The sequence below is a fragment of the Flavipsychrobacter sp. genome, from assembly GCA_041392855.1.
GTDB lineage: Bacteria > Bacteroidota > Bacteroidia > Chitinophagales > Chitinophagaceae > UBA5543.
The window spans coordinates 2,730,503-2,753,502 of record JAWKLD010000001.1; the positions used below are offsets into that span (position 1 = coordinate 2,730,503).

Consider the following 23,000-nt stretch of genomic DNA (forward strand, 5'->3'; position numbering starts at 1 on the left):
AAAAAGGCAAGCTATATGGCTTGCCTTTTTTGATAATATGAAAAGTATATTATAGTACAAATTGTCCAAGAATGATATCAACATCTGCCTCACCTAGTGGCTCATCAAAAGCTTCAGTAATAGCATTTTCTGTAAGGTTGAAGCCATTAATGTCTACTAAGAACACACCATTCTGTGTTTTTTGATCCTCGTCAATATACGTGCTTTGTGCAGCCGCAACAGGTGTATAGTTATTTGATTCTGTTGTCCAAGCAGGAATGTTTCTTAGATTTCTGATATATGCAGCATGTCTAGCTTCCATTGAGTGGATATTAACTACATTTTGTAGTATTTTTTTATTCAATATAAAGCTGCTGAATTCTCCTTTATAAGCACGTACTGCAGAGTCTGCTAGCACTTGAGCCATAACTAAGAAGTCTGAATATTTTTGTAAAGAATCTTTATAAGGGCCACTATTATTACCGCGACCTCCTGTATAATCTATGTTTGGAGTGGTAATAGGTGTGCCTCCCAATTCTGTTATAGCAGCTGATAGTATAGCAACATGAGAATTGTTATCTTCTAAAATTCTTTGGAAAGAAGCTTTGGTTTCACCATCGATCAATCCTGTGTTATCTAAAGCTTCTCTATAAAAACCAGACTGTAAATACTCTAGTTTTAAAAGACGGTTAAGCTTATCTATGAGAGTAGCTTTGGTTTGACCATATGATTTTGTGAAAACAGAACTGATAGCAATCGGTAATGCTGCAATAGCCACTTTAGCCCCAAAGCTTTTTAAAATGCTTCTTCTAGGGCTTTCTTTCTCATAAAACCCCTCGTCAGTATTGTTGATATCGTCAAGTATATTCTTGAAGTTCATAGCATTCATTTAGTTAAGAGGGCAAGTTCTTGCCTGATATTTTAGTCTTAAGGAAATTGTTAGCCACAGCTATAACATTATTAGGTGCGTTGCCGGGTTCCATTCCGTAAGGGTCTGTAGTGTTGTCAAATGTATTTTTAGCAATTAGCTCACTTACGTAAACAGCATGTCTTGCTTCTACAGAGGCCATTTTACCTACCAGAGTTAAGAAGTCGGGTGTTACCATTAATGTAGCCATACCGTTAAGTGCAGCTACGTTGAGGTCTTCTAATAGTTTTGCATTTTCTAGTACGCTGTTTTTATCCGTAAATCTTACCCTAGGAAACTCAACTTCTAGCTCTGTGCCATTGCTACCTAGCAAGTTTCTAAAGAACTCTCTATGTGTAATTTCGTGATTGCGTATTTCTGAAATTTTGGTACGTTCATCTGCTGTCATACCAATGAACTCATTGAAGAATACTTGCTCATAAAAAGCGGCTTCAATTTGTTGTAGCGCAAATAGTAAGTTTAAAAGCCCAGTATCGTTAGCACCAATATCTATAGTGCCATCCGAGGCAGGGGCAGGACTATCATCATCTTTATTACAAGCAGCTATCAATGCACTTGCACCTAGTACACCACTTGCAAAGGTCAAAAATCGTCTTCTTGACAAACCTGCAGTGGCATCGGCACTTTTTTCAACGGCATTGTTCTCCATTGCTTCTTTCATAAGTAGCTATTTATTAAAATCATTTCGCTTTAGCGATAGCAATTCCTTTACCAGTCGGTATTGAGAATATTCGCCAAAATACAAAAAGCAGTAAGTAAATCTAATATATGAAATCTGCTTTTCATAACATTTCATTATGAAAATTATCTGTAGTACACATTATTGCCCTAAAGGGGCTAATAAATTACGTTTAATGTGTATGTATCACGCTGAAAAAAGACTAGTTGATACAAATTGGGAAAATAAAAGGCGTGTTTTTATGCATATTCATTGCAGCGCGTACTTTATGTGGCTTAGAGATATGCTTGTAATGCTGTAGGTCTATTACTTCATAATAGTGTACATAGGCTTTCTGAAGATTCAGTTGGCGCAAGTAGGTTGATAAAAAGATACCTGTTCCAACATCTTGAGCAATGATGTTATCTCTATATTGTATCCATACTTTATCTTTCTTACTACTCCACATATGTTGTCTATCTACGATGTTTAGGTGCGTTATAAACCCTGTTGATGTCTGTGCCACACCCACAACCCTTTTTAGAAGTTGTACTTTTTGATGAATTGCATGAACTAACTAGAAATAGGCTAAGTCCCGCTATCATTAAAAAAACAAAGAAATTGTTTCGGCTCATGCTTTTCAAGTCTACTTTTGTAAAGTTAACGAATATCAGCAATTGAAAAAGCGTCATAAAATTTTAGTAGCTCCATTAGATTGGGGATTAGGGCATACTACAAGGTGCATGCCTATTATAGCCTATTTATTAGAAAGAGATTGCCATGTTTTCTTTGCCGGTAACGAAGCTCAAATTGACTATGTATCTCAAACATATGACAAGATCACTTACTTGCCACTGGAAGGTTACAATGTAGAGTACTCTAGCTCTGCAGTGGGGTTGATGCCTAAGCTACTGGGGCAGATGCCGAGGCTGAACAAAATAATAAAGAGAGAGCACGAGTGGTTAAAAGAGTTGATAAAAGAGCTAGGTATAGATGGGGTAATATCAGATAATAGATATGGACTGAATAACCCTGACATACCAACGGTAATGATGACCCATCAGCTAGGACCAATGAGTGGTATGGGCAGTATGGTAGATAATGTATTAAGGCCACAACACTATAAATACCTGGAAAGATTTAAAGATTGTTGGGTAGTGGATATAGCAGAAGACGGTTATGCTGGAAAATTATCACATCCCGATACCTTGTCCAACAATGCCCAATACATTGGTTTATTATCACAGTTAGATAAAACCAACGATCTGGAGCAAGACTATATTCTGGTATTACTTTCAGGACCAGAACCTCAACGCACCATACTTGCTGATAAACTTTGGGAGCAAGTGCAAACAATAGATAGGAAAGTAGTATTTGTAACCGGTAGCAATGAACAGGAGCCACCAGCATTCATTCCCGAGCATATACATTACTATGGCAGGGTTACCAAGAGTGTACTTGATAAGTTAATGCAACAAGCTGCAGTAGTTGTATGCCGTAGTGGCTATTCTACTGTTATGGACTTAGTAAAGCTGGGCAAAAAAGCCATCTTCATACCCACACCCGGGCAAACAGAACAAGAATATTTGGGCGCCTATCTTTCTCAAAAACCTCAATTTACTGCTGCAGGGCAAAAGAGTTTTGATCTGGCTAAAATGTTGAACACAGAGTTAAAATCACCGACTCAAAATATAGAGGAACAGATATTTGATCAATACAAAGTTGCCATTGATAAATGGCTGGATAAAATATGAAGAGGGGGCTGCCCGGCCCCCTCTATTTGCCCTCTGTTCCATGCTCTAGTCCGGAACGAGTTTGTAGTCCACTAGATTATTAATGTAATGATGCCTATAATAATGTATAGGCACACAAGTGAGACTGTTAGTATTTTCATTGATTACTGTATCGTTATTTGTTGCGCACTTGTTGTACCGTTATTCGTTAACTTGATAACGTAAGTACCTGAGCTAAGTGATGATAGGTCAATATTGGTTTCTTTCTGCTTAGTAGTAGTTTCAAAAACCTTTATACCTGTGATATTGTATACAGTTATTTGGCTTTCGTTATTACTGTTCTGCACTAGAGAGAACACGCCGTTTGAAGGGTTAGGATGTATAGAGAATTGGTGCTTCTCTTTACTTAGATGGTGAACAGCAGTTGTATTTGGAGTAAGATTGATAGAGCCTGAACCTGTATTTGGCAAGTCGTCATTCCAGCCATTGTGCGCACCTACAGCAGCTATTACTTTAGCATTAAGAGATGCTCCATTGTAGATGTCTGTACGTTTCATACCCAATGTGTAGGTCTTATCTGTAGTATTCCCAACAATAGTGATCTTATTAGCGCCTGCTATTTTAGTATAGTTGCTTGAAGCCGCACCTGCAGCGTCTGTTATACCAACAGTACCCATTGGCGGGTTGCTCATCCACGCAGTTATAAGTCTGTTGTATTGGAAAGAGCTATTTTGGTTGCCCCACCAAGTACCTTTTGAGCCGGCACCTGTTACATCCAAAATAATATTGATACCAAAAGCATATGCTTTGTATTGGCTAACGGTTACTCTAAACCAAACGCTATCCGTCATATCGTCGTAACGGTACTCTAGCTTTGTACCATCTAGGTAACTACTGTTGGCACCATCACCACTAGCATCTGTTGATAAGGTAGTCCATTGCGCTTGTGCTGCGCCAAAAGAAAAAAGAGTAATACAAGAGAGTAATAAAAGTTTTTTCATAATAAATTGATTTTAGCATGAACAGAAAAAAGTTAGTGATACACATAGTTGGTGTGCATCGTTGGGTAATGACTGCATGCTGTCTCGATTGGTTGAAAAAACCATCTCTACATTATCTCTACAAGAAAATAAATAGTTGAATATTAAATAATTACGACTTATTGATTGTGTTAATAAGTTCGGATAAACTTTCTTCCTGTTCCAAACCAAACTTCTTTTTTAGTCGGTATTTGCCCATATCTACACTACTAGGCGCAATATTTAGAAGGGAGGCAATTTGTTTTGAGCTAAGGTCGAGCTTAATAAAAGCACACATGCGCAGATCGTTGGCAGATAGTTTAGGGTATAATGCTTTTAATGTATCAAAGAAAGTATGATGTACTTGTTCAAAACGTAACTTGAATTCTTCCCAGTTTTCCTGAGAACCCATTGCTGCATTAATATTATTCTTTATTTGTCTTACTTCTTTTTCCTGCCCGTTTTTATGCAACGTGTTGATCTGCTCTTGTAGTTCCTGAAGTATTTGGTTTTTGTGCGTCATGGATAGCGCATAAGTAAGTAGCTCTTGTTTTTTGAAATCAAGCTGTGTGCTCAAGTCTTTATTAAATAATTGTTCATTTTTTAAATTCAGTTCTGCTAGTTCATGTGCTTGTTGTTCTACAAGTAGTTGTTGTGTTTTTGCTTTTACACGTAGTTTTTGCCTTCTATATAGTCCAAAGAGCATACTCATGATGAACAATAAGCTACCAGCTATTATGGAGTAGTAGAGCAGGTTTCTTTGTCTGGCTTGTTCCGATGCCAATAGTTGTTTGTCTCTCTGTGCTATTGCTTTATCTTTTTGCTCCAGCTTTACCTTATTTTTTAGGTGATTGACAAGGTTCAGTTTACTGGCATCAAGCATACTATCTTTGATCACATTGAACTGCTCATAATGATAAAGGGCAGATTTAAGTTGTTGAGGTTGGTCTATGTAAGCTTGATATAGTTGTTCATGCGCATCTCGTATTATCTCTATAATGCTATTGGGCTTTGCAAGTGCCAGTGCTTTACGTGCGTAGAATTCAGCTTCCTTATAATGCTTTTTCATGCGCATGGCTCGCGCTAGACTGATGTAGGCATGACCTTTACTTTTTTCGTTGTCAATATCTTTAGCATATTCCGTAGCTTTTAGTGCATGCCTTAATGTATTGTTTACATCACCCTTTGCGGCATATATATTGCTTCTATTACTTTCTACAAGTGTCAGCCAGTTTTTATCATTATTATAGCCCCAATATTGAGCTGCTGTTTCGAAGTAGTATAGTGCCGAGTCGTAAATTTTCTTTTTTTCGAATATGATACCAAGGTTGTTGACGGCTACAGCTACACCATTAGTGTCATTGGTTTTTTTATATGATGCTAGCGATTGGTGCGTGTAGTTGTAGGCCAGATCCAAATCTCCCAGATCAATGTATATAACTGCAATGTTACCGTTGCCAGCCGCTGCTAGGTCAGGCATATTATGGTCGTTAGCAAAGTCTACGATTTTTTGAAAATATTTAAGAGAGTAAACATAGTTGCCCTTTACCCAGTAAGTACTACCTGTAATATTATAAGCCCATGGTTTTAAGTTGTCATGATCATCTTTTTCGATATACTGTAGTGCTTTCTGTGTGAGGGATAAGCAAGAGTCGGGATTGGAGTATATATGCTTCTGAGCATTACTTAATATTTTAGCTATAGCAGTAGAGTCTATTTTAGCTATACCACTAAAGCTTGTAATAAGAAGAAATAGTAAGAAGAAAAGAAACTTGTTCATGTGTTTGCTTATGCCTGTATAGTTTATAAATATACAATGCTTGGTATAATATTTTTCTTGTAATTAGGATTGTACCTTTGCGCGCAGTGAACAGTACAACCAAAGCGCACCTGGCCTTGCTGGGTACCAATATCTTTTATGGTGCGGGCTTTACGGTAGCTAAGCTACTCATGCCAAGACTGATACAGCCATTGGGTTTTATCTTTATACGTGTGAGTGTGGTTTGCCTTCTGTTTTGGATGAGCTGGTTCTTTGGTAAAAAGTATCGTGCAACAATAGAGAAGAAAGACTGGGTGATATTAATACTGGGTGGTTTATTTGGTGTGGCACTAAACCAAATGCTTTTTTTTCTCGGGCTCAATAATACGATGCCGATACATGCATCGCTAGTGATGCTGAGTACGCCAATACTCATTACCATTATTGCTTTGTTTGTTTTGAAAGAACGCATCACTTGGGACAAGGCGCTTGGTCTTGCATTGGGTGTAGGTGGAGCAGCCTTGCTGATGAGTGCTGGTAAAGAAGTGACCGCCTTGGGCAAGGACACGGCATGGGGAGACTTCCTGGTTTTTCTAAATGCTACCAGCTATGCTATATATCTGGTTATCATCAAAAGGTTGATGTCTAAGTATAGACCAATAATTGTGATACGCTGGGTATTCTTATTCGGATTACTATTTGTTACTCCTTTTTGTTGGCAAGACTTTGCGAAGATCGAATGGGCGCTATTCCAACCGATAGATTTTCTGTGGTTAGGGTTTATTGTGTTGGGGGTTACCTTTTTTGCCTACTTATGGAACACCTACGCACTAAAGCATTTAAGCCCATCAATAGCAGGTGGTTATATCTATTCTCAGCCATTTTTTGCAGGGGTGATCTCTGTGATATTTATGGGTGAAGATATTACCTTGCCTAAAATTCTAGCAACTGTATTATTATTTATAAGTGTCTATCTTGTTAACTTCGGGTTAAAACGAAAAACAAAGAAGCAATAATTTTTAAATGCTTCTCGTTATGAAATCAAGATTAAAAAATCATTAAAGAAGCACAATGAAGAAGCTCCCACAAATATTTTTATTGTTCAGTGCCGTACTACTGATGTCTGCTACTTGGCGTACAGATTTTTCAAAAGCAAAAACTGAAGCAAAACAAGAACATAAGTATATCCTCATTAAATTTTCCGGCTCAGATTGGTGTATTCCTTGCATCAAAATGGAGAAGCGAATTTTTGATAAAGAACCTTTTCAAAACTATGCAAACGGAAATCTGATACTCATCAATGCAGACTTTCCTCGACAGAAAAAGAATAAACTAGATAAAGAATTGGTTAAAGCCAACGAAGCTCTGGCTGAGCAATACAACAAGTCAGGTCATTTCCCATATACGTTATTGTTAGATGCAAATGGCAAAGTGCTTAAAACATGGGATGGTTATAAAGATGCTACACCAGAAGAATTTGTTAGTGAAATAAAAGCAGCTATAAAATGAGTAGTGAAGTAACATTTGTAAGCAAAGGTGCTTTGCACAAAAAACTGTTACGGCTCATGGGCAACCGCTTTGAAATAAGCGTGGTGAATGAGGATAAAAACAAAGCAGAGCAGTACATAGACATGGCTATAGAAGAGATAAGAAGAATAGAAAAACTACTTACCACTTTTGCTGACGATAGCCAAACTAATAGGATAAATGAAGCAGCTGGCGTAGCGCCAGTGAAGGTAGATAAGGAGGTGTTTGACATCATCTATCGTTCCAACAAAATTGCTGATCTAACGCAGGGGGCATTTGATATTTCTTACGGTTCTATTGACAAACGGTTCTGGAATTTTGATACGACCATGACCAAGCTGCCTGATAGAGCAACGGCGCAGCAAGCAGTACGATTAATTAATTACAAGAACGTAAAACTTAATATAGACGAACAAACAGTTTTCTTAAAAGAGAAGGGGATGCGTATAGGGTTTGGTGGTATAGGGAAAGGCTATGCGGCAGAGCGGGCGAAACAATTGCTGCAAAGCAAAGGTGTGGAGAGTGGTATTATAAATGCAGCAGGCGACCTCTCTGCCTGGGGGCATCAGCCCGATGGCAAACCGTGGACGATTGGTATAGCAGACCCCGAAAGCATCAATCAACCCTTCTCTTATTTTGATATTACCAATATGGCCGTAGCTACGTCGGGCAACTATGAGAAGTATGTGATGATAGACGGTAAAAAATATAGTCATACCATAGACCCTAAAACGGGCTACCCTGTTAATGGTATTAAGAGTGTGACGATTATATGCCCTAATGCAGAGATAGCAGATGCCATGACCACCCCTGTTATCATCATGGGTATAAAAGCGGGGCTAGGTATGATCAATCAAATGAAAGGTATCGCTTGCATCATTATCGATGACAACGACGATATATATACATCAAACAACATAAAACTAACAGCAGCATGAGGAAGACCCCCACAGTAATAATCGGAGCGCTGGTCCTGATGTTGAGTGTTGCCTCCTGCGCCCCTGTAAAGGAGTATCAGAAGCAATACATCAACGACTCTGAAATGGAGTTGAGTGCCAGAAAAACAGAAGTATTCGAAAACAGTTTTCAATCATATCGCGAAGGTGCGTCAGGAGCAAATGGTGGCAAGACAGGTGGCGGTTGCGGTTGTAATTAAAATCCCCCCTTATGAAGAAATTAACCTTAGGTTTCGTAGCCTTATTTATGAATTTGTTTGGGGCTTTTGCACAAACGGAATCGAACTACGACGATAGAAAATTAAGCATTGAAGAGGTGAATTTTGTAACCTCTTACTATGCACAAGAAGGTAATAATGCTGCCGTAACGGGTGGTATAGGTTCGGAGCACCTGACCGACTTTGCCAACCAGCTAGATCTGCGCTTGATCAAAAAAGACAAGAAAGACAGAATACATACCATTATTGCAAGCATTGGTCTTGATAACTATACCTCAGCGTCTTCTGATAAAATTGACCCGACAACAATATCTTCAGCTTCATCTGGTGATACTCGTTTTTATCCAAAACTGGGCTGGACGGTTAATAATGAGAAAACAGGTTGGAGTTACGGCGCTATAGCCTCTTTCTCTAACGAGTACGATTATACTTCTTTTGGTATAGGGTTGAATGTTGCTAAAACATCAGCAGATAAAAATAGAGAGCTGGCACTAAACGTACAGGCCTATTTTGATACATGGACGGCCATACTTCCTGTAGAGCTACGCCCGCCAGGTAGTATGGGTAAGGATGGTGATGACGATAACTCTGCTACGCAAGAACCTCGTAATTCTATTAGTGGTTCGTTGACTTTCTCTCAGGTGGTCAACAAGCGATTGCAAATAGCGTTTATGCTGGACGGTATCTATCAACAAGGTTTATTGGCCACCCGTTTTCATAGGGTGTATTTGACAGATGGCACTGTTCGTTCTGAAAACTTGCCCGACAATAGGTTGAAAATACCAATAGGAGTAAGGGCTAATTACTTCTTAGGGAATAACATCATCCTACGTGGTTACTATAGGTTCTATACTGACGACTGGGGGCTAACGGCACATACGGCAAGTATCGAAGTGCCTATCAAGATCAACCCTTACTTGTCTGTAAGCCCTAACTATAGGTATTACGATCAGTCGGCAGTGAAGTATTTTGCCGCCTATGGGCAGCATACGCCTAGCGATCAATTCTATACCAGCGATTACGACCTCTCTAAGTTCAACAGCCATTTGATAGGTACAGGCATACGATGGGCACCGGAGAGTGGTGTGTTTGGGGTGCGCCAGTTTGCTGTGCTGGAGCTGAGGTATGGTCATTATATACGCAGCACGGGCTTAACGTCTGATATTATAACGCTGGGTATGAAGTTTAAATAAGTTTTCATGTTTATGATATGGAGATTAATCCGTCAGCATATACCTTTGTACTATGTCTAAGAAAAACAAAGGGCGTGCTGATGGGTTGGTCTATTCTACCAACCAAGACTACTACAACGATTTTGAAGAGGATAATCTGGATGGGGAAACCCTCCCCAAAAACCAACAAAAGCTACGTGTACGGATAGAAACCAAGCACCGTGGCGGTAAAGTGGTGACGATTGTAGCCAATTTTGAAGGTACGGAGGAGGACAGAAAAGATTTGGGCAAGGAGCTGAAAACCAAGTGTGGCACGGGTGGTAGCGTGAAAGACGGCGAAATAATCGTTCAGGGAGACTACAAACAGAAAATAATCGACTTATTGAAGGGCATGGGTTATGTATTAACCAAATGATAAACTTATTTTTGCACTGACTTTTAGCACATGTTACAAGATATACAACAACTAGACAAGAAAGACACGCGCTCTGGCTTTGGAGAAGGCATAGTAGAAGCGGCTCGTAAAAACCCTAATGTAGTGGCACTTACTGCTGACTTGGCAGGCTCACTAAAGTTGGGCAAATTCATGAAAGAGTTTCCAGACCGCTATATACAATGCGGTATTGCGGAGGCTAACATGATGGGCGTAGCAGCTGGTTTAACCATTGGTGGGAAAATACCTTTCACCACTACGTTTGCCAACTTCTCTACCTCTCGTGTATATGACCAGATACGCCAGTCTATCGCTTATAGTGGTAAGAATGTAAAAATATGTGCATCGCACGCGGGGCTTACTTTGGGTGAAGACGGTGCTACCCACCAAGTATTGGAAGATATAGGTATGATGCGTATGCTACCGGGTATGAAGGTGATCGTACCTTGCGACTTTACACAAACCAAGCTGGCTACTATGGCTATTGCTGAAGATGAAGGCGCGGTGTATTTGCGCTTTGGTCGCCCGGGATGGCCTGTATTTACTACCGAAGACCAAGACTTTCAGATAGGTAAGGCACAGATAATGGCAGAGGGTACGGATGTAACCATCATTGCTTGTGGCCATCTGGTATGGACGGCAGTAGAAGCGGCTAAAGAACTAGCAGAAGCAGGTATCTCTGTTGAATTAATAAACATGCACACGATAAAACCTCTGGATGAGGAAGCGATCATAAAATCTGTTGGTAAAACAGGCTGTGTGGTAACTGCTGAAGAGCACCAACGCAATGGTGGCTTGGGCGATGCAGTAGCACAAGTACTGGCACAAAACAGACCTGCCCCTCAGGAGTTTATTGCGGTGAATGATAGCTTTGGAGAAAGTGGAAAACCTACTGACCTGTTAGAGAAGTATGGCTTGGGTAAAGGGCATATTGTAGCTGCGGTGAAGAAAGTAATGCAGCGTAAATAAGACAAATACAGTTTGGCAAATTAATAGTTCACAGCCCCAAGCAATGCTTGGGGCTGTATTGTGTGTTTAGGAGAAGTACATACCTTTATGAAATGCGGTTTTAGCATTACTTTGAAAATGTTATACCATACTTTTCTGTTAGTAGGTCTGTATCTATATTAAATTTACCCCAAAAGTCTTTGTAAGAAGTTGCAGTATTGTTTTCCCAGTGTTCTTTGGTTTTAACTTCTTCAAGGTACTTTTTATAATCATGTGTGATAAGTATGCTTACAATAATTGCATTTAAGGCATTAAAATTTCTATAGTCTGCAAAATGTGATATCGCATGTTCTTCGAATTTTTCTGGGATTATTTTATCAAGATCTGAAAGGGTTACAAGCCCGAATTTTTTTAGTTCTTCTAACGCTAATTTTTCTCTTTCTGAATCAAAAAATTCAGGTATAATATTATTGTCAAATAAGTTTTTGAATTTTGTTTTAAAATATTCTTTTATCGTTGTAGAATTGATGGGGAAGTCTAAATTCCCTTTTAATGCAGACTCTTTCACTTCTTGAGCAATTTCATCAATTTTATTTGATATTGAATTGAATTCTCTATCTGCTGATTCCATAGCAGCAGCTAACAAGCCAAACCTTCTTTGAATATCATCGGGTAGAACGCCAGAAAATTTATAGTTTCTGTCATGTTCTATTTCAGCCCATGCATGTTGTAGAATTGTTCGTATTTGTATTTCAAATTTTAGATTTTTGAATCTTTTATATTCAGGTAAAGCTAATCTGTCATCAGACATAGAAGCTATATAATGTATTGATTTGTAACCTACTTTATCTACGCCAAGCTCCTCACCTTTATTGACAGAATTCTCTTTATCAATTGTAAAATTGTCCTCTACTATTCTGCTTACTCTAGCATTGTCATCTTCAACATATGTTACAATGCGTACTCCTGCTAAATCAGTTATTTCTTCTTTAGGGTTATTATAGTTCTTGGTGTCTAGTTTTTTAGAAAGGCTCTTAATGTCTTTTTCCCTACAGGAAACATAATGGTAATTTACCTTTTCTACATCAAGAAGCTCTTTCAAAATGCTCTCAACTTTTCTAGCAAGTGTAGCATAAGTCTTTTGATTATTAATATACCATTCAAGAAAATCCTTATGTTTTGATGTTTGGTCTTGTGTAGACATATAGACGAGTTTGAATAAAGGTATATATTTCTAAATCCTTACAACAGGGTGTTTTCACTCTATTTTTAATTCACAATATTATACTCCTCAAATACTACCTCGCCAAAATCCTTTGGTGTTTTGATAGTCGATTTGTGGGAGGTCTCTGGGTCGAAGGTGGTATGCTCTTGTACGCTTACACGATGAAGGTATCATCTCCCGTCTGCCGCGTTATATTTAAAAGTAGGGTCGTGCGTCCATCGGTAGCTAGAGCCTCCGTAATGTTCTAAGGTAAAGTAGCCATTCTTGATAACTACATCAGAAAAGGGGTCGCCAAACGTACCACCACATTCTTTACAAAGTACTGCATTGGCACAATAGGCAACTTGCGAGAGCTTACCTTCGGCATCGCCAACAAGTAGGGCAACGGCTCTATTGGTCATATCGTCTGGGTTGTTGAGTGGCTCAAGTATAATGATGGCATCTTCGTAGTCGTCTCTGTTCAGGTCGCCTTTATAAGCATTGTACAAGGTATAGCCTTTAGGTACAAATTCTTCATAAGGGTTTTCGTCTATCTCGTCGGGTATGTCTTCCGCCATGGCTTCATCGGTCACAACTTCTTCTTGTGCAGCTGTATCTGTATTGTTGGTTGTAGTTTGACTTGGGTTATTGCCACAGGCTACTAGTAGCAGACATGCGAATAGAACGGAAAACTGTTTGTTATTCATATCCTAAAAATAGCTTTTTGACAGAGACATAACTAACGCTACAAAAATCTATACTTATCTTAGTCGCATGATGAGGATAGTCTATAGCATATTAATAGTAGCAGCATTAGGCATGGTCATGTCTTGTGGCAACCCCAAAGATCTGGAGTATGTAGATGTGAAGGGGATGTCTATAAAGGAAATTAGTATGACACCTCTGGTAGAGCTGGAGATAGCCTTTTACAACCCCAACAAGCATGGCATGACTATGAAAGATGCCGATATGGATCTTTACATCAATGATAAAAAGGTAGGGCATGCCGAGTTGATGAAGAGCTACGATGTACCTGCTTTAGATACTTTTATATTGCCCGTAAGGCTCAATGCAGATATGAAGGCGGTGCTGCCCAATACCTTAGCGCTATTACTCAACAAAGAAGTAGACGTAGAACTAAAAGGAACCGTAAAAGCTGGCAGAGGCGTATATATTCCTATACCTATACGCTATAAAGGAAAGCAGAAACTGGATATAGGATTTTAAAATTACTTTTTGATAAAGTATCAATTGTACCCTTTACAATCACCTTTATAAAACCAGCGGTTGTCAAAAATTGTCTTGTAATTATCGGCGTAAGGGATAAAAAATTGATTGCGAAGAGTATCTACAAGTATTAAAGTGTCATTTAATGGTGTTATAGCTATTCCGTCATTCACAATCGTGATTGTGTCATTGTTTCCATGCCATTTACCATAATACCATGCATTTCCTAAAAATGCACCAGTCCAATGTAATTCAAATGTGCTGTCAGCGCGAAATTTTAAATTAGCCTGGTTCATTGTCCCTTCAAAACATCCCTTTAGTACCACCTTGCTTTCAAAAAGTTCAGATGAAGGTATTTTTTTATTTATCCAAGCATATGGTATTCCAGCAAAAGCGAATAGGTATAGAATAAGCGTGATTAGAACATATTTATTTATAGGTTCTAACAGTAATGTTCTTACTAATGTCTTTATGAACTTAATGAAGAAAACAACCGTTAAGACTGAATAAAATAGAGCAAGCGGTATAATAATGTAGCCCTTAGTAAACTTATCAATATGATAATGAAAAAAGACAACTATGAGATAACTAACAACAAGTTTTAATGCTGTTCTTAGTCTCTTTTTAGATATTGTTCCCTCATTCATAAAGGGTGAAAGTAATAAAGTTTAATAGTCTGTATAGGTAGAGACTAAAACTTATTCTTCCACATCATACTCTCAATAGGTCTGTTTGGTTGGTTGCCATACTTAGCATTTTTCTTTTGGTTGTATTTCACCTCTATCTCACCATCTACTGGGAAGTAGATGAGCTGACCGATAGGCATACCCGCATATACTTTTACAGGCTGCTTTACAGAAATTTCCAAAGTCCAGTTGCCACAGAAGCCAACATCACCTTTACCCGCTGTAGCGTGTATGTCTATACCCAAACGGCCTGTAGATGATTTACCTTCTAAGAAAGGCACATGCGCATGTGTCTCCGTATACTCAGCTGTAACGCCTAAGTAAAACACGTGCGGATACAATACAAAACCCTCTTCAGGGATTTCAAAGGTTTCTATCTGATTATGCTTCTTTGCATCAATGATATGTTCTTTATAAGTAGCCAGTGTAGAGCCAAGATGTACATCGTAGCTATTGCTACCCAAGTCGGCACGATTGTAAGGTTCAATCTTGATCGTGCCCTTTTCCATTTCTTCTAGTATGCGCTTATCAGAAAGTATCATGACCGCAAATATATATAAAGCCCTGTAACCGCTAAAGGGTAAGAAAATGTTTTTATCCTCATTACATCTTCAGCTATTAACAGGGTATATTTGCAGTATGCCACTATTCAGAGAATGGAGTAGCGATGCCTACAGCCTAGCCGCAATATGGAAGATAGAAGAGCCTGAAAGCTTTTTTATTGACCGTACGGGTATCACCTCAGATATAAAGAATGAAAAAAGAAGAATAGAGCGACTGGCAGGTAGGTTTCTGCTCAAATATTTGAAAAACGACTTTCCGCTATTGAATATACAGAAGGATGAGCACGATAAGCCCCGCTTGGCTAATAATGAGTATTATTTCTCCATCTCCCACTCATGGCCCTACGTGGCCGCTGTGGTAAGCCCCTATGTAGAATGTGGTATAGATATACAGTGCTGGCACAAAAGAATGGAGGCTTTGCAGAATAAATTTCTCTCTCCTGAGGAGCAAGCCTACTTTAATAATGATACCAAGCTCATTACACTGGCATGGAGTGCTAAAGAGGCTGCTTATAAATGGCAGGGACGAAGAGGCGTGGAGTTTATCGACCATCTTCCATTGGTAAATTTTAAAGAACAGGAATTTCACTACGATCTGGATATTGAGCTGCAACTTACCAACCCTAAGATGGAAATTTCCTCACAAGGCGTTATACGTCAAGACTTTGCGTGTGCTTATATCGTACACCAAGAGATAGTACATCCTAAATTCTAATATTTATTAAATAAAATAATAATATTAATTATTTTTTAGGTTTCACTCGTTTTTTTGATGTTTTGACAGAAATTCTATTAAATTTGCAAAAAATTTAATCTAATGTCGTCATTACGTTATTTAGCATTACAAGACCTAGCTCGCGAGGAGCGTAAGATAAAAGATTACTCAGGTAAGCGTATTACCTCAATGTTTGGTAGCCATGTGTTTACCGACCATTCTATGCGTGAGTATTTGAGTGATGAGGCTTATAAAAGCTTGAAAGCATCTATTGATGCAGGTGAAAGATTGGATAGAAAAATGGCGGATCAGGTAGCTGCAGGTATGAAAGCTTGGGCGGAGAATATGGGTGTTACTCACTTCACGCACTGGTTTCAACCACTTACAGGTACTACTGCTGAAAAGCACGACTCTTTCTTTACCATTAAGAGTGATGGTACTGCAATAGAAATATTTGATGGTGACGCATTGATACAACAAGAGCCCGATGCATCGAGCTTCCCTAACGGCGGTATCCGTGCCACTTTCGAGGCACGTGGTTATACTGCTTGGGATCCTTCATCTCCTGCTTTCATTTTAGAGAGCGGAAAAGGTAAGACTCTTTGTATTCCTACTATATTCATTGCTTACAATGGTGAGTCGCTTGACCATAAAGCGCCGTTGATCAAATCTATCCACGCACTAAACAGTGCTGCGGTAGATGTATGTCATTATTTTGATAAGAATGTATCTAAAGTAACAGCGACACTAGGATGGGAGCAAGAGTATTTTGTGATAGATGAAGTGATGGCTAATGCACGTCCTGACTTGGTAATGACTGGCCGTACACTAGTAGGTCATGCTCCTGCAAAAGGACAACAACTGGACGACCACTATTTTGGTACGATACCAGAGCGTGTATATGCTTACATGCAAGATTTTGAGCAAGAGGCGTACAAGCTGGGTATTCCATTACGTACCCGTCACAATGAGGTAGCACCGGGACAATTTGAGTGTGCACCAATATTTGAAGAAGTAAACATAGCAGTAGACCACAACTCTTTGTTGATGGATCTAATGAATAAAGTGGCAAAGCGTCATAAGTTGCAAGTACTACTACACGAAAAACCATTTGCTGGTGTGAACGGTAGTGGTAAGCACAACAACTGGAGCTTAGCAACAGACACAGGAGTTAATCTATTGTCTCCTGGTAAAACGCCACGTACTAACTTGATGTTCCTGACTTTCTTTGTCAACATCATTAAAGCGGTACATGAGCATGCAGACCTATTACGTGCTACTATAGCATCGGCAGGTAACGATCACCGTCTTGGTGCTAACGAAGCGCCACCTGCGATCATATCTGTATACATAGGTAAGTACCTTACTGAAGTATTGAATGAGATAGAGGAGCGTGTAAAAGATAAATTCAACGAGCAGGATGAGGTGATCTTGAAATTGGATATCCATAAGCAAATCCCTGAGTTGTTGATGGATAATACCGACCGTAACCGTACTTCTCCATTTGCTTTTACTGGTAATAAGTTTGAGTTCCGTGCAGTGGGTTCTGCAGCAAACTGTGCTGGCCCTATGGTGATATTGAATACCATCATGGCAGACAGCTTGAAGAAGTTCAAGTCAGAAGTAGATGCATTGATAGAGAAAGGTGATAAGAAAGACATCGCTATCATACAAGTATTGCGTAAGTATATCTCTGAGTCGAAAGCAATACGTTTTGAAGGAGATAACTACAGTGAAGCTTGGGCTGAAGAAGCGGCAAAACGTGGCTTGAGTAATATGAAAACTACTCCTGAGGCGTTACAGTCTTACATCACTGATAAGGCAAAACAACTGTTCATTGACAATAGCATATTTACCGATCGTGAGTTGGAAGCACGTGTGGAAATAATGCTGGAAGAGTATGTGAAGAAAGTGCAGATAGAAGCGCGTATGATGGGCTATATTGCTACCAACCACGTAGTGCCTGCAGCAGTTAACTACATGAATACGTTGATAGAGAATGTAAAAGGACTGAAAGACTTAGGTATAGTAGAAAGCAATTATGAAGCACAGTTGAATATCATCAATGTTATTGGCATGCATATTCAAAACATCAACAGAAATGTAGAGGCGATGATAGCAGCGCGTAAGCTGGCTAATAACGAGGAAGACTCTCATAAACGTGCAACGATGTATTGCAATGATGTGAAAACATTGTTTGATACAATACGTTACCACATTGATAAACTGGAATTGATCGTTGACGATAAATTATGGCCGTTGCCAAAGTATCGTGAGCTATTGTTCTTAAGATAATTTGAATTCAAGCCCTGCAACGCAGGGCTTTTTTATTACACCGCTATATGAATATTACGATCCAATTAATTACGCCTGAAGATATTAAAGAGGTGCTAGAAGTATACGCACCTTATATTGAAGAAACATCGATCAGCTTCGAGTATGAAGTGCCAAGTATGGAAGAATTTACAGAGCGAGTAAATGCCGTTACACAACAGTATCCATGGTTGGTAGCTAAGCAAAATGGTATGGTCGTTGGCTATGCTTATGGTATGACACACCGTAGCAGAACAGCCTATCAATGGTCGGCAGAGGTAGCTATATATATTGCTAAAGATTATAGAAGCAAGGGTGTTGGCAAACAGCTATATGAACAACTATTCGAGTTATTAGCACAACAAGGTTATCGTACTGCTTTTGCAGGTATGACCATGCCCAATGAAAGAAGTGAGGCCTTGCATTTATCCTGTGGTTTTGAAGAGATAGGTGTGTTCAAGAACATCGGCTTTAAGAATAATGAATGGCATAGTGTCAAATGGTTTCAGAAACAATTGGGGGAGTATATAGCAGGCATTGAAAAACCAAGGCCTATTGACAAGCTGAAGTCTTAGGTTAATTATTAGTGTATATTAGGATATTTAGGTAAGTTTTTATTTTATGAGTAATATAAAAGAACTTCTACATAAAATTTGCTCAGAGCATATAGCTACAACAATCCAAGAAATAGAAGCAGCTATTGATGAAAGGAGAGAGGCTATAAAGAGTGATACTAAAAGTAGTATGGGGGATAAGTATGAGACATCACGCGAGATGCTGCAGCAGGATATCAATATGAATCTGAATCGTCTTTCAAAAGTGCAAGTTGAGGAAGTGGTGTTACAAAGAATAGATTCTGAAACTACAACTACGATTGTAACAGAAGGTAGTTTAGTATATACAAATAATGGTAATTTTTATGTGGCGATAAGTGCAGGAAAGCTAAATATAGACGGAGCAATTTTCTATGCTATTTCTTTATCCTCGCCCATAGGTATGCAACTAAAAGGTAAAAAAGAAGGAGATAGTTTTTCCTTGAATAATAGAGACTATAACATTAAGCAAATATTATAATAGCAGGGTCGGGATAACAACCTTAATTCATTATTTTAGCACAAATATTCTGATAGATGAACAAAGTAGTAGCCAACGCAGATGAGGCGGTAAAAGATATACGATCGGGCATGACCTTAATGCTCGGCGGTTTTGGATTATGTGGTATTCCTGAGAATTGCATTGCAGCCATAGTAAAGAGCGGTATTAATGATCTGACTTGTATTTCTAACAATGCAGGTGTAGACGATTTTGGTATCGGGCTGATGCTACAAGGCAAGCAGGTAAAGAAAATGATCTCCTCTTATGTGGGTGAGAATGCGGAATTTGAGCGTCAACTATTGAGTGGCGAGTTGGAAGTAGAATTGATACCACAAGGTACACTAGCTACACGTTGCATGGCAGCTGGTTATGGAATGCCAGCAGTATTTACACCCGCAGGTGTGGGTACGGAGGTGGCTGAAGGAAAAGAGTCCCGCGTGTTTAATGGCAAAGAGTATTTGATGGAAATAGCTTTTGATGCTGATTTTGCCATAGTAAAAGCATGGAAAGGTGATACGCAAGGCAACTTGATATTTAAAGATACTGCGCGCAACTTCAACCCAATGATGGCTATGGCAGGTAAAATAACTATAGCTGAGGTTGAAGAATTAGTGCCAGCAGGTGAGTTAGATCCTAACTTCATCCACACGCCAGGCATTTATGTACACCGCATCTTCCAGGGTGCTGATTATGAAAAACGTATTGAGCAACGCACAGTAAGACAAAGAAACTAAATCATGGGATTGACAAAAGAACAAATAGCGCAACGCATAGCTAAGGAGCTAAAAGATGGTTACTATGTGAATTTAGGTATTGGCATCCCAACACTAGTAGCTAACTATATACCTGAAGGGGTAGACGTAGTACTACAAAGTGAGAATGGATTGTTAGGTATGGGGCCCTTCCCTTTCGAAGGAGAGGAAGATGCAGATCTAATTAATGCAGGTAAGCAAACTATTACTACAGTACCCGGTTCCGTATTTTTTGATAGTGCTACCAGCTTTGGTATGATACGTGCCGGCAAGGTAGACCTAACAGTTTTGGGTGCTATGGAGGTAACAGATACAGGTGATATAGCCAACTGGAAGATTCCCGGTAAAATGGTAAAAGGTATGGGTGGCGCAATGGACTTGGTAGCTTCTGCTAAGAATATCATAGTAGCCATGCAGCATACCAACCGTGCAGGTGAAAGCAAATTACTTTCAGAATGTACATTGCCTCTTACAGGTGTTAAGTGTATCACTAAAGTAGTAACGGATCTTGGTGTGTTTGAAGTTACAGAAGATGGTTTCCGTTGCATAGAATACGCACCGGGTGTAAGTATTGAAGAGATAAAAGAAAAGACAGCAGGCAGACTGGTAATTGCTGATGATGTAAAAGAAGTAGCGATATGATAAATGATGTAACCATATTTCATAAGACGACATGCAGTACCAGTAAAAAGGCACTACAACTACTTATGGAAAATAAGGTGATGCCTAAAATAAGATTATATGTCGACGAGCCCCCTACACAAGTAGAGTTGAAGGCATTGCTTAAAAAGCTTGGTCTGAAGGCAGAAGATATAGTGCGCAAGAAGGAAAAGCTATATAAAGAAGAGTATGCAGGTAAGCAACTTACTCAGGCAGAATGGATAAGAGTGCTATCTAAAAATCCTATACTCATAGAACGACCAATTGTTATCAAAGGAGATAAAGCAGTTGTTGGTCGCCCTCCTGAAAAAGTGTTAGAGATACTGTAAGCAATAGATTATTGCATTAAACATTCTGTGAATGTTTTTTTATATTGGGTAATTCACAAGTAGTTTATCTATGCGGTTACCCTTTTTTTGTTTGATATTTTTGGCAACAGTTACTATAGCTACTGCGCAAATAAAAACGGAAAAGCAATTGGTAAGTGAAGTCCTTATGGCTTTGCAGACAAACGATGATTCTACATATGCTACATTGTTTCCTAAGTTCGGCTTGCTGTGGAGTAAACTAGTCCAGTTTCAGGATACTAATGTGTGGCGCATGCGCCGTGTTGCTAATATGAGAGCACACCCTGAATTGGTAAGACAGCACGATCCTGCCTTTAATGACAGAATAGTAAAGACATTCAATAATGTATATCAAAAAGGTGTAGACTCCAATGTTCACTGGGCAGATCTACTCATTGCCGGATATGAATTAGAGAAACAACCACTAAATCATAAGATGCGTGGTTTCGAGGTTATAGCACCTATCCGTATGCACGGCATATTATTTGTAAAAGATATGCTTACCAGAAAGAAGTTTGGGATAGCGTTAAGGAATCTCTTTTTGATAGATGACAACTGGTATGGTGGAGAAGTGCTGAATATAATTGAGGCAGAGAGTACAGAAGAATACCATAGAAAGGCAGCTATAGAAAGACGAGTGATGGATGAGCTTTGGGTAGCACTCAAAAATGGAGAGTTGGACAGTATTATTGCCGCTCAGGATAGTATTAAGAAAACGAATGTAGTTGTGAGCTACGATGATGATGGTAACCAAGAAGACACGGTAAAAATATTTAAGGAAATTACAGAGCGTAAATTATATGTAGGCAAGTTGGATAATGAAATAGACATTGTATTATACGTGAGAGGACTGAAAGGTAGCTGCCCTGAGCCTGCCTGCCATTATGAGGCCATTTATAAATTCGGTGATCTGGATGAGTATCTTATACTAACCGTAACACGAAAGGAAGATGGTACATGGGCTTTTGAGGAAGAGGATGTAGGGGTTATGGAACTAAAGAAGGTGGGCAAAAACCTTATGGGGGCTTGGATATCTTTTAGAGATAATACTGAATACGAAGCTATGCTTACCGAAAAAGAATCGGTAAAGGGCAGACAGTTGTTTAAGCTAGATAAAATGATGGATGATTGGCTATGGGGGGAATAGCTACTATTGCTGCAGTACCTTTTTTAGTTGTTCTACATAAGATGGTTGCCTTACCTTTCTGCCTGTTATCAGAAATGTAAAATGCTCTGCGCTAATTTCTTCAGGGTGTAATAGATAGTCGGTATTAGTGCCTACTTGCTGAAATATTTCCATAGCGTTTTGAAACTCTATGATCACAGGTTTTCCATTGCTGATCTTAGGCTGTTTGTTATTTCCTTTGCCTTCTATTACCAGTAGGCTAACTGCAACATACTCTTCAAAAACACTACCACCTGTATAGTCTCTATTACTATATAATATCAGCACCATATCCTGACCATTTACTGTAATGTAATGGTTGATGACAGGACAATCAGGGTTAGAGATATTTCTTTGCTGCAATGCTTTGGACACATCTATGGGGTTACATTTTTTAAACCCAAAGAGTGCATATATAGCATCTCGGGTTGCCTCGTTGTACCTTGAAAAAATATGAAATAACTCGTGAGATAATATACCTGTTCCTACAAGGCTACTACCCGAGTTGAGTATAATAGCATTGCCTCGCGTGTATCCATCTGCGCCAAACTCTTCTTGTGCGTTTGTTTTTATAATTAAAATACTGTCGGGTAGTTGTAGCTGCAGCTTGTTGTCTTTAATGAAACTAGCTATAGTGCCCATTGATTGTTCAATGCTTTTGGCTTGACTAACTGTCCAATTACGCATGCCCTTGGCAGCATGAGCTAAATAGTCTTTTTCTGTATAGTTACCAGTACCTCCTATTTTTCCTTGTAGGTCGAAGGTGGAGAAGTTAGCAGTATAGTTATCAGGTGTACTAACGAAGGTAGCAGCCGTTGAGCTATCTGCAATAACAATAGTACTATTCAGAAATTGGAAATATTGATTTTGGGCAAAGCTCCTATTAGTTAAAGCCAATAGTGCAAGGAAGAAGAAGGATAGGTATAGCGATCTCATATCAATT

27 protein-coding genes are annotated in these 23,000 nt (G+C 39.1%); 17 read left to right on the forward strand and 10 right to left on the reverse strand.

Annotated elements, in window-relative coordinates; genetic code table 11:
- Positions 1-49: 49 nt before the first annotated feature.
- The 3 genes from R2800_12585 to R2800_12595 all read right to left on the reverse strand — a co-directional run bounded on the left by R2800_12585 (position 50) and on the right by R2800_12595 (position 2,091).
- Positions 50-859 carry a ferritin-like domain-containing protein gene (locus R2800_12585; GenBank protein MEZ5017886.1) on the reverse strand — a complete coding sequence of 270 codons (810 nt, stop codon included), beginning with the start codon at positions 857-859 and terminating at the stop codon, positions 50-52.
- A 13-nt stretch (positions 860-872) separates the two neighbouring features.
- Positions 873-1,568 carry a ferritin-like domain-containing protein gene (locus R2800_12590; protein ID MEZ5017887.1) on the reverse strand — a complete coding sequence of 232 codons (696 nt, stop codon included), beginning with the start codon at positions 1,566-1,568 and terminating at the stop codon, positions 873-875.
- Between the two features lie 220 nt (positions 1,569-1,788).
- Complete coding sequence (locus R2800_12595) at positions 1,789-2,091, reverse strand: hypothetical protein (protein MEZ5017888.1); 303 nt, start codon at positions 2,089-2,091, stop codon at positions 1,789-1,791.
- Between the two features lie 151 nt (positions 2,092-2,242).
- On the opposite strand from R2800_12595, the gene R2800_12600 reads away from it, so the two are divergent.
- A complete protein-coding gene (locus R2800_12600; GenBank protein ID MEZ5017889.1) occupies positions 2,243-3,319 on the forward strand; it encodes a glycosyltransferase in 1,077 nt (358 codons plus the stop codon).
- Between the two features lie 143 nt (positions 3,320-3,462).
- Here R2800_12600 and R2800_12605 read toward each other — a convergent pair whose 3' ends face one another.
- Both R2800_12605 and R2800_12610 read right to left on the reverse strand, forming a co-directional pair.
- Positions 3,463-4,299, reverse strand: a complete 837-nt coding sequence (locus R2800_12605) for a T9SS type A sorting domain-containing protein (GenBank protein ID MEZ5017890.1) — start codon at positions 4,297-4,299, stop codon at positions 3,463-3,465.
- Between the two features lie 151 nt (positions 4,300-4,450).
- Positions 4,451-6,097: a hypothetical protein gene (locus tag R2800_12610; protein MEZ5017891.1), complete on the reverse strand. Its 1,647-nt coding sequence runs from the start codon at positions 6,095-6,097 to the stop codon at positions 4,451-4,453.
- 86 nt (positions 6,098-6,183) lie between these two features.
- Between R2800_12610 and R2800_12615 the strand changes: the two genes are divergently transcribed.
- Genes R2800_12615 through R2800_12645 form a run of 7 tightly spaced genes read left to right on the forward strand, consistent with a single transcriptional unit; the run spans position 6,184 to position 11,351 of the window.
- On the forward strand, positions 6,184-7,092 hold the full coding sequence (locus tag R2800_12615) for a DMT family transporter (GenBank protein MEZ5017892.1): 909 nt from the start codon (positions 6,184-6,186) through the stop codon (positions 7,090-7,092).
- Positions 7,093-7,147: 55 nt separating this feature from the next.
- Positions 7,148-7,585: a thioredoxin family protein gene (locus R2800_12620; GenBank protein MEZ5017893.1), complete on the forward strand. Its 438-nt coding sequence runs from the start codon at positions 7,148-7,150 to the stop codon at positions 7,583-7,585.
- The gene (locus tag R2800_12625; GenBank protein ID MEZ5017894.1) at positions 7,582-8,541 is read left to right on the forward strand and encodes an FAD:protein FMN transferase; all 960 of its coding nucleotides are present in this window, start codon (positions 7,582-7,584) and stop codon (positions 8,539-8,541) included. The genes R2800_12620 and R2800_12625 overlap by 4 nt, the downstream gene beginning before the upstream one ends.
- Complete coding sequence (locus R2800_12630) at positions 8,538-8,759, forward strand: DUF4266 domain-containing protein (GenBank protein ID MEZ5017895.1); 222 nt, start codon at positions 8,538-8,540, stop codon at positions 8,757-8,759. The genes R2800_12625 and R2800_12630 overlap by 4 nt, the downstream gene beginning before the upstream one ends.
- Positions 8,760-8,770: 11 nt before the next feature.
- Positions 8,771-9,970 carry a DUF3570 domain-containing protein gene (locus R2800_12635; GenBank protein MEZ5017896.1) on the forward strand — a complete coding sequence of 400 codons (1,200 nt, stop codon included), beginning with the start codon at positions 8,771-8,773 and terminating at the stop codon, positions 9,968-9,970.
- Between the two features lie 52 nt (positions 9,971-10,022).
- The gene (locus R2800_12640) at positions 10,023-10,364 is read left to right on the forward strand and encodes a translation initiation factor (GenBank protein ID MEZ5017897.1); all 342 of its coding nucleotides are present in this window, start codon (positions 10,023-10,025) and stop codon (positions 10,362-10,364) included.
- Between the two features lie 30 nt (positions 10,365-10,394).
- On the forward strand, positions 10,395-11,351 hold the full coding sequence (locus R2800_12645; protein ID MEZ5017898.1) for a transketolase family protein: 957 nt from the start codon (positions 10,395-10,397) through the stop codon (positions 11,349-11,351).
- Between the two features lie 106 nt (positions 11,352-11,457).
- Here the strand turns inward: R2800_12645 and R2800_12650 are convergent, their stop codons facing one another.
- Together R2800_12650 and R2800_12655 are read right to left on the reverse strand one after the other, a co-directional pair.
- The gene (locus R2800_12650; protein ID MEZ5017899.1) at positions 11,458-12,534 is read right to left on the reverse strand and encodes a hypothetical protein; all 1,077 of its coding nucleotides are present in this window, start codon (positions 12,532-12,534) and stop codon (positions 11,458-11,460) included.
- A gap of 191 nt (positions 12,535-12,725) precedes the next feature.
- The gene (locus R2800_12655) at positions 12,726-13,241 is read right to left on the reverse strand and encodes a hypothetical protein (protein MEZ5017900.1); all 516 of its coding nucleotides are present in this window, start codon (positions 13,239-13,241) and stop codon (positions 12,726-12,728) included.
- 67 nt (positions 13,242-13,308) lie between these two features.
- Here R2800_12655 and R2800_12660 point away from each other — a divergent pair, with 67 nt between their 5' ends.
- Positions 13,309-13,761: an LEA type 2 family protein gene (locus R2800_12660; GenBank protein MEZ5017901.1), complete on the forward strand. Its 453-nt coding sequence runs from the start codon at positions 13,309-13,311 to the stop codon at positions 13,759-13,761.
- A gap of 20 nt (positions 13,762-13,781) precedes the next feature.
- On the opposite strand, the gene R2800_12665 is transcribed toward R2800_12660, so the two are convergent.
- Both R2800_12665 and dcd read right to left on the reverse strand, forming a co-directional pair.
- Positions 13,782-14,408 carry a hypothetical protein gene (locus tag R2800_12665; GenBank protein ID MEZ5017902.1) on the reverse strand — a complete coding sequence of 209 codons (627 nt, stop codon included), beginning with the start codon at positions 14,406-14,408 and terminating at the stop codon, positions 13,782-13,784.
- Positions 14,409-14,452: 44 nt separating this feature from the next.
- Positions 14,453-14,989 (reverse strand): dCTP deaminase, encoded by a 537-nt coding sequence (gene dcd / locus R2800_12670; GenBank protein MEZ5017903.1) that lies wholly within the window; start codon positions 14,987-14,989, stop codon positions 14,453-14,455.
- 97 nt (positions 14,990-15,086) lie between these two features.
- Between dcd and R2800_12675 the strand changes: the two genes are divergently transcribed.
- The 8 genes from R2800_12675 (at position 15,087) to R2800_12710 (ending at position 22,039) form a co-directional block, all read left to right on the forward strand.
- Positions 15,087-15,725 (forward strand): 4'-phosphopantetheinyl transferase superfamily protein, encoded by a 639-nt coding sequence (locus tag R2800_12675; protein MEZ5017904.1) that lies wholly within the window; start codon positions 15,087-15,089, stop codon positions 15,723-15,725.
- 102 nt (positions 15,726-15,827) lie between these two features.
- The gene (locus R2800_12680; protein ID MEZ5017905.1) at positions 15,828-18,020 is read left to right on the forward strand and encodes a glutamine synthetase III; all 2,193 of its coding nucleotides are present in this window, start codon (positions 15,828-15,830) and stop codon (positions 18,018-18,020) included.
- 47 nt (positions 18,021-18,067) lie between these two features.
- Positions 18,068-18,613, forward strand: coding sequence for an N-acetyltransferase family protein (locus R2800_12685; protein ID MEZ5017906.1), 546 nt, complete (start codon positions 18,068-18,070; stop codon positions 18,611-18,613).
- Positions 18,614-18,659: 46 nt separating this feature from the next.
- The gene (locus tag R2800_12690; GenBank protein MEZ5017907.1) at positions 18,660-19,112 is read left to right on the forward strand and encodes a hypothetical protein; all 453 of its coding nucleotides are present in this window, start codon (positions 18,660-18,662) and stop codon (positions 19,110-19,112) included.
- A gap of 56 nt (positions 19,113-19,168) precedes the next feature.
- Positions 19,169-19,867: a CoA transferase subunit A gene (locus R2800_12695; protein ID MEZ5017908.1), complete on the forward strand. Its 699-nt coding sequence runs from the start codon at positions 19,169-19,171 to the stop codon at positions 19,865-19,867.
- Positions 19,868-19,870: 3 nt separating this feature from the next.
- Positions 19,871-20,527, forward strand: coding sequence for a CoA transferase subunit B (locus R2800_12700; GenBank protein ID MEZ5017909.1), 657 nt, complete (start codon positions 19,871-19,873; stop codon positions 20,525-20,527).
- Positions 20,524-20,874 (forward strand): arsenate reductase (glutaredoxin), encoded by a 351-nt coding sequence (gene arsC, locus R2800_12705; protein MEZ5017910.1) that lies wholly within the window; start codon positions 20,524-20,526, stop codon positions 20,872-20,874. The genes R2800_12700 and arsC overlap by 4 nt, the downstream gene beginning before the upstream one ends.
- 100 nt (positions 20,875-20,974) lie before the next feature.
- Positions 20,975-22,039 (forward strand): hypothetical protein, encoded by a 1,065-nt coding sequence (locus tag R2800_12710; GenBank protein MEZ5017911.1) that lies wholly within the window; start codon positions 20,975-20,977, stop codon positions 22,037-22,039.
- Between the two features lie 3 nt (positions 22,040-22,042).
- Here the strand turns inward: R2800_12710 and R2800_12715 are convergent, their stop codons facing one another.
- Positions 22,043-22,993: a hypothetical protein gene (locus tag R2800_12715; GenBank protein MEZ5017912.1), complete on the reverse strand. Its 951-nt coding sequence runs from the start codon at positions 22,991-22,993 to the stop codon at positions 22,043-22,045.
- Positions 22,994-23,000: the final 7 nt, after the last annotated feature.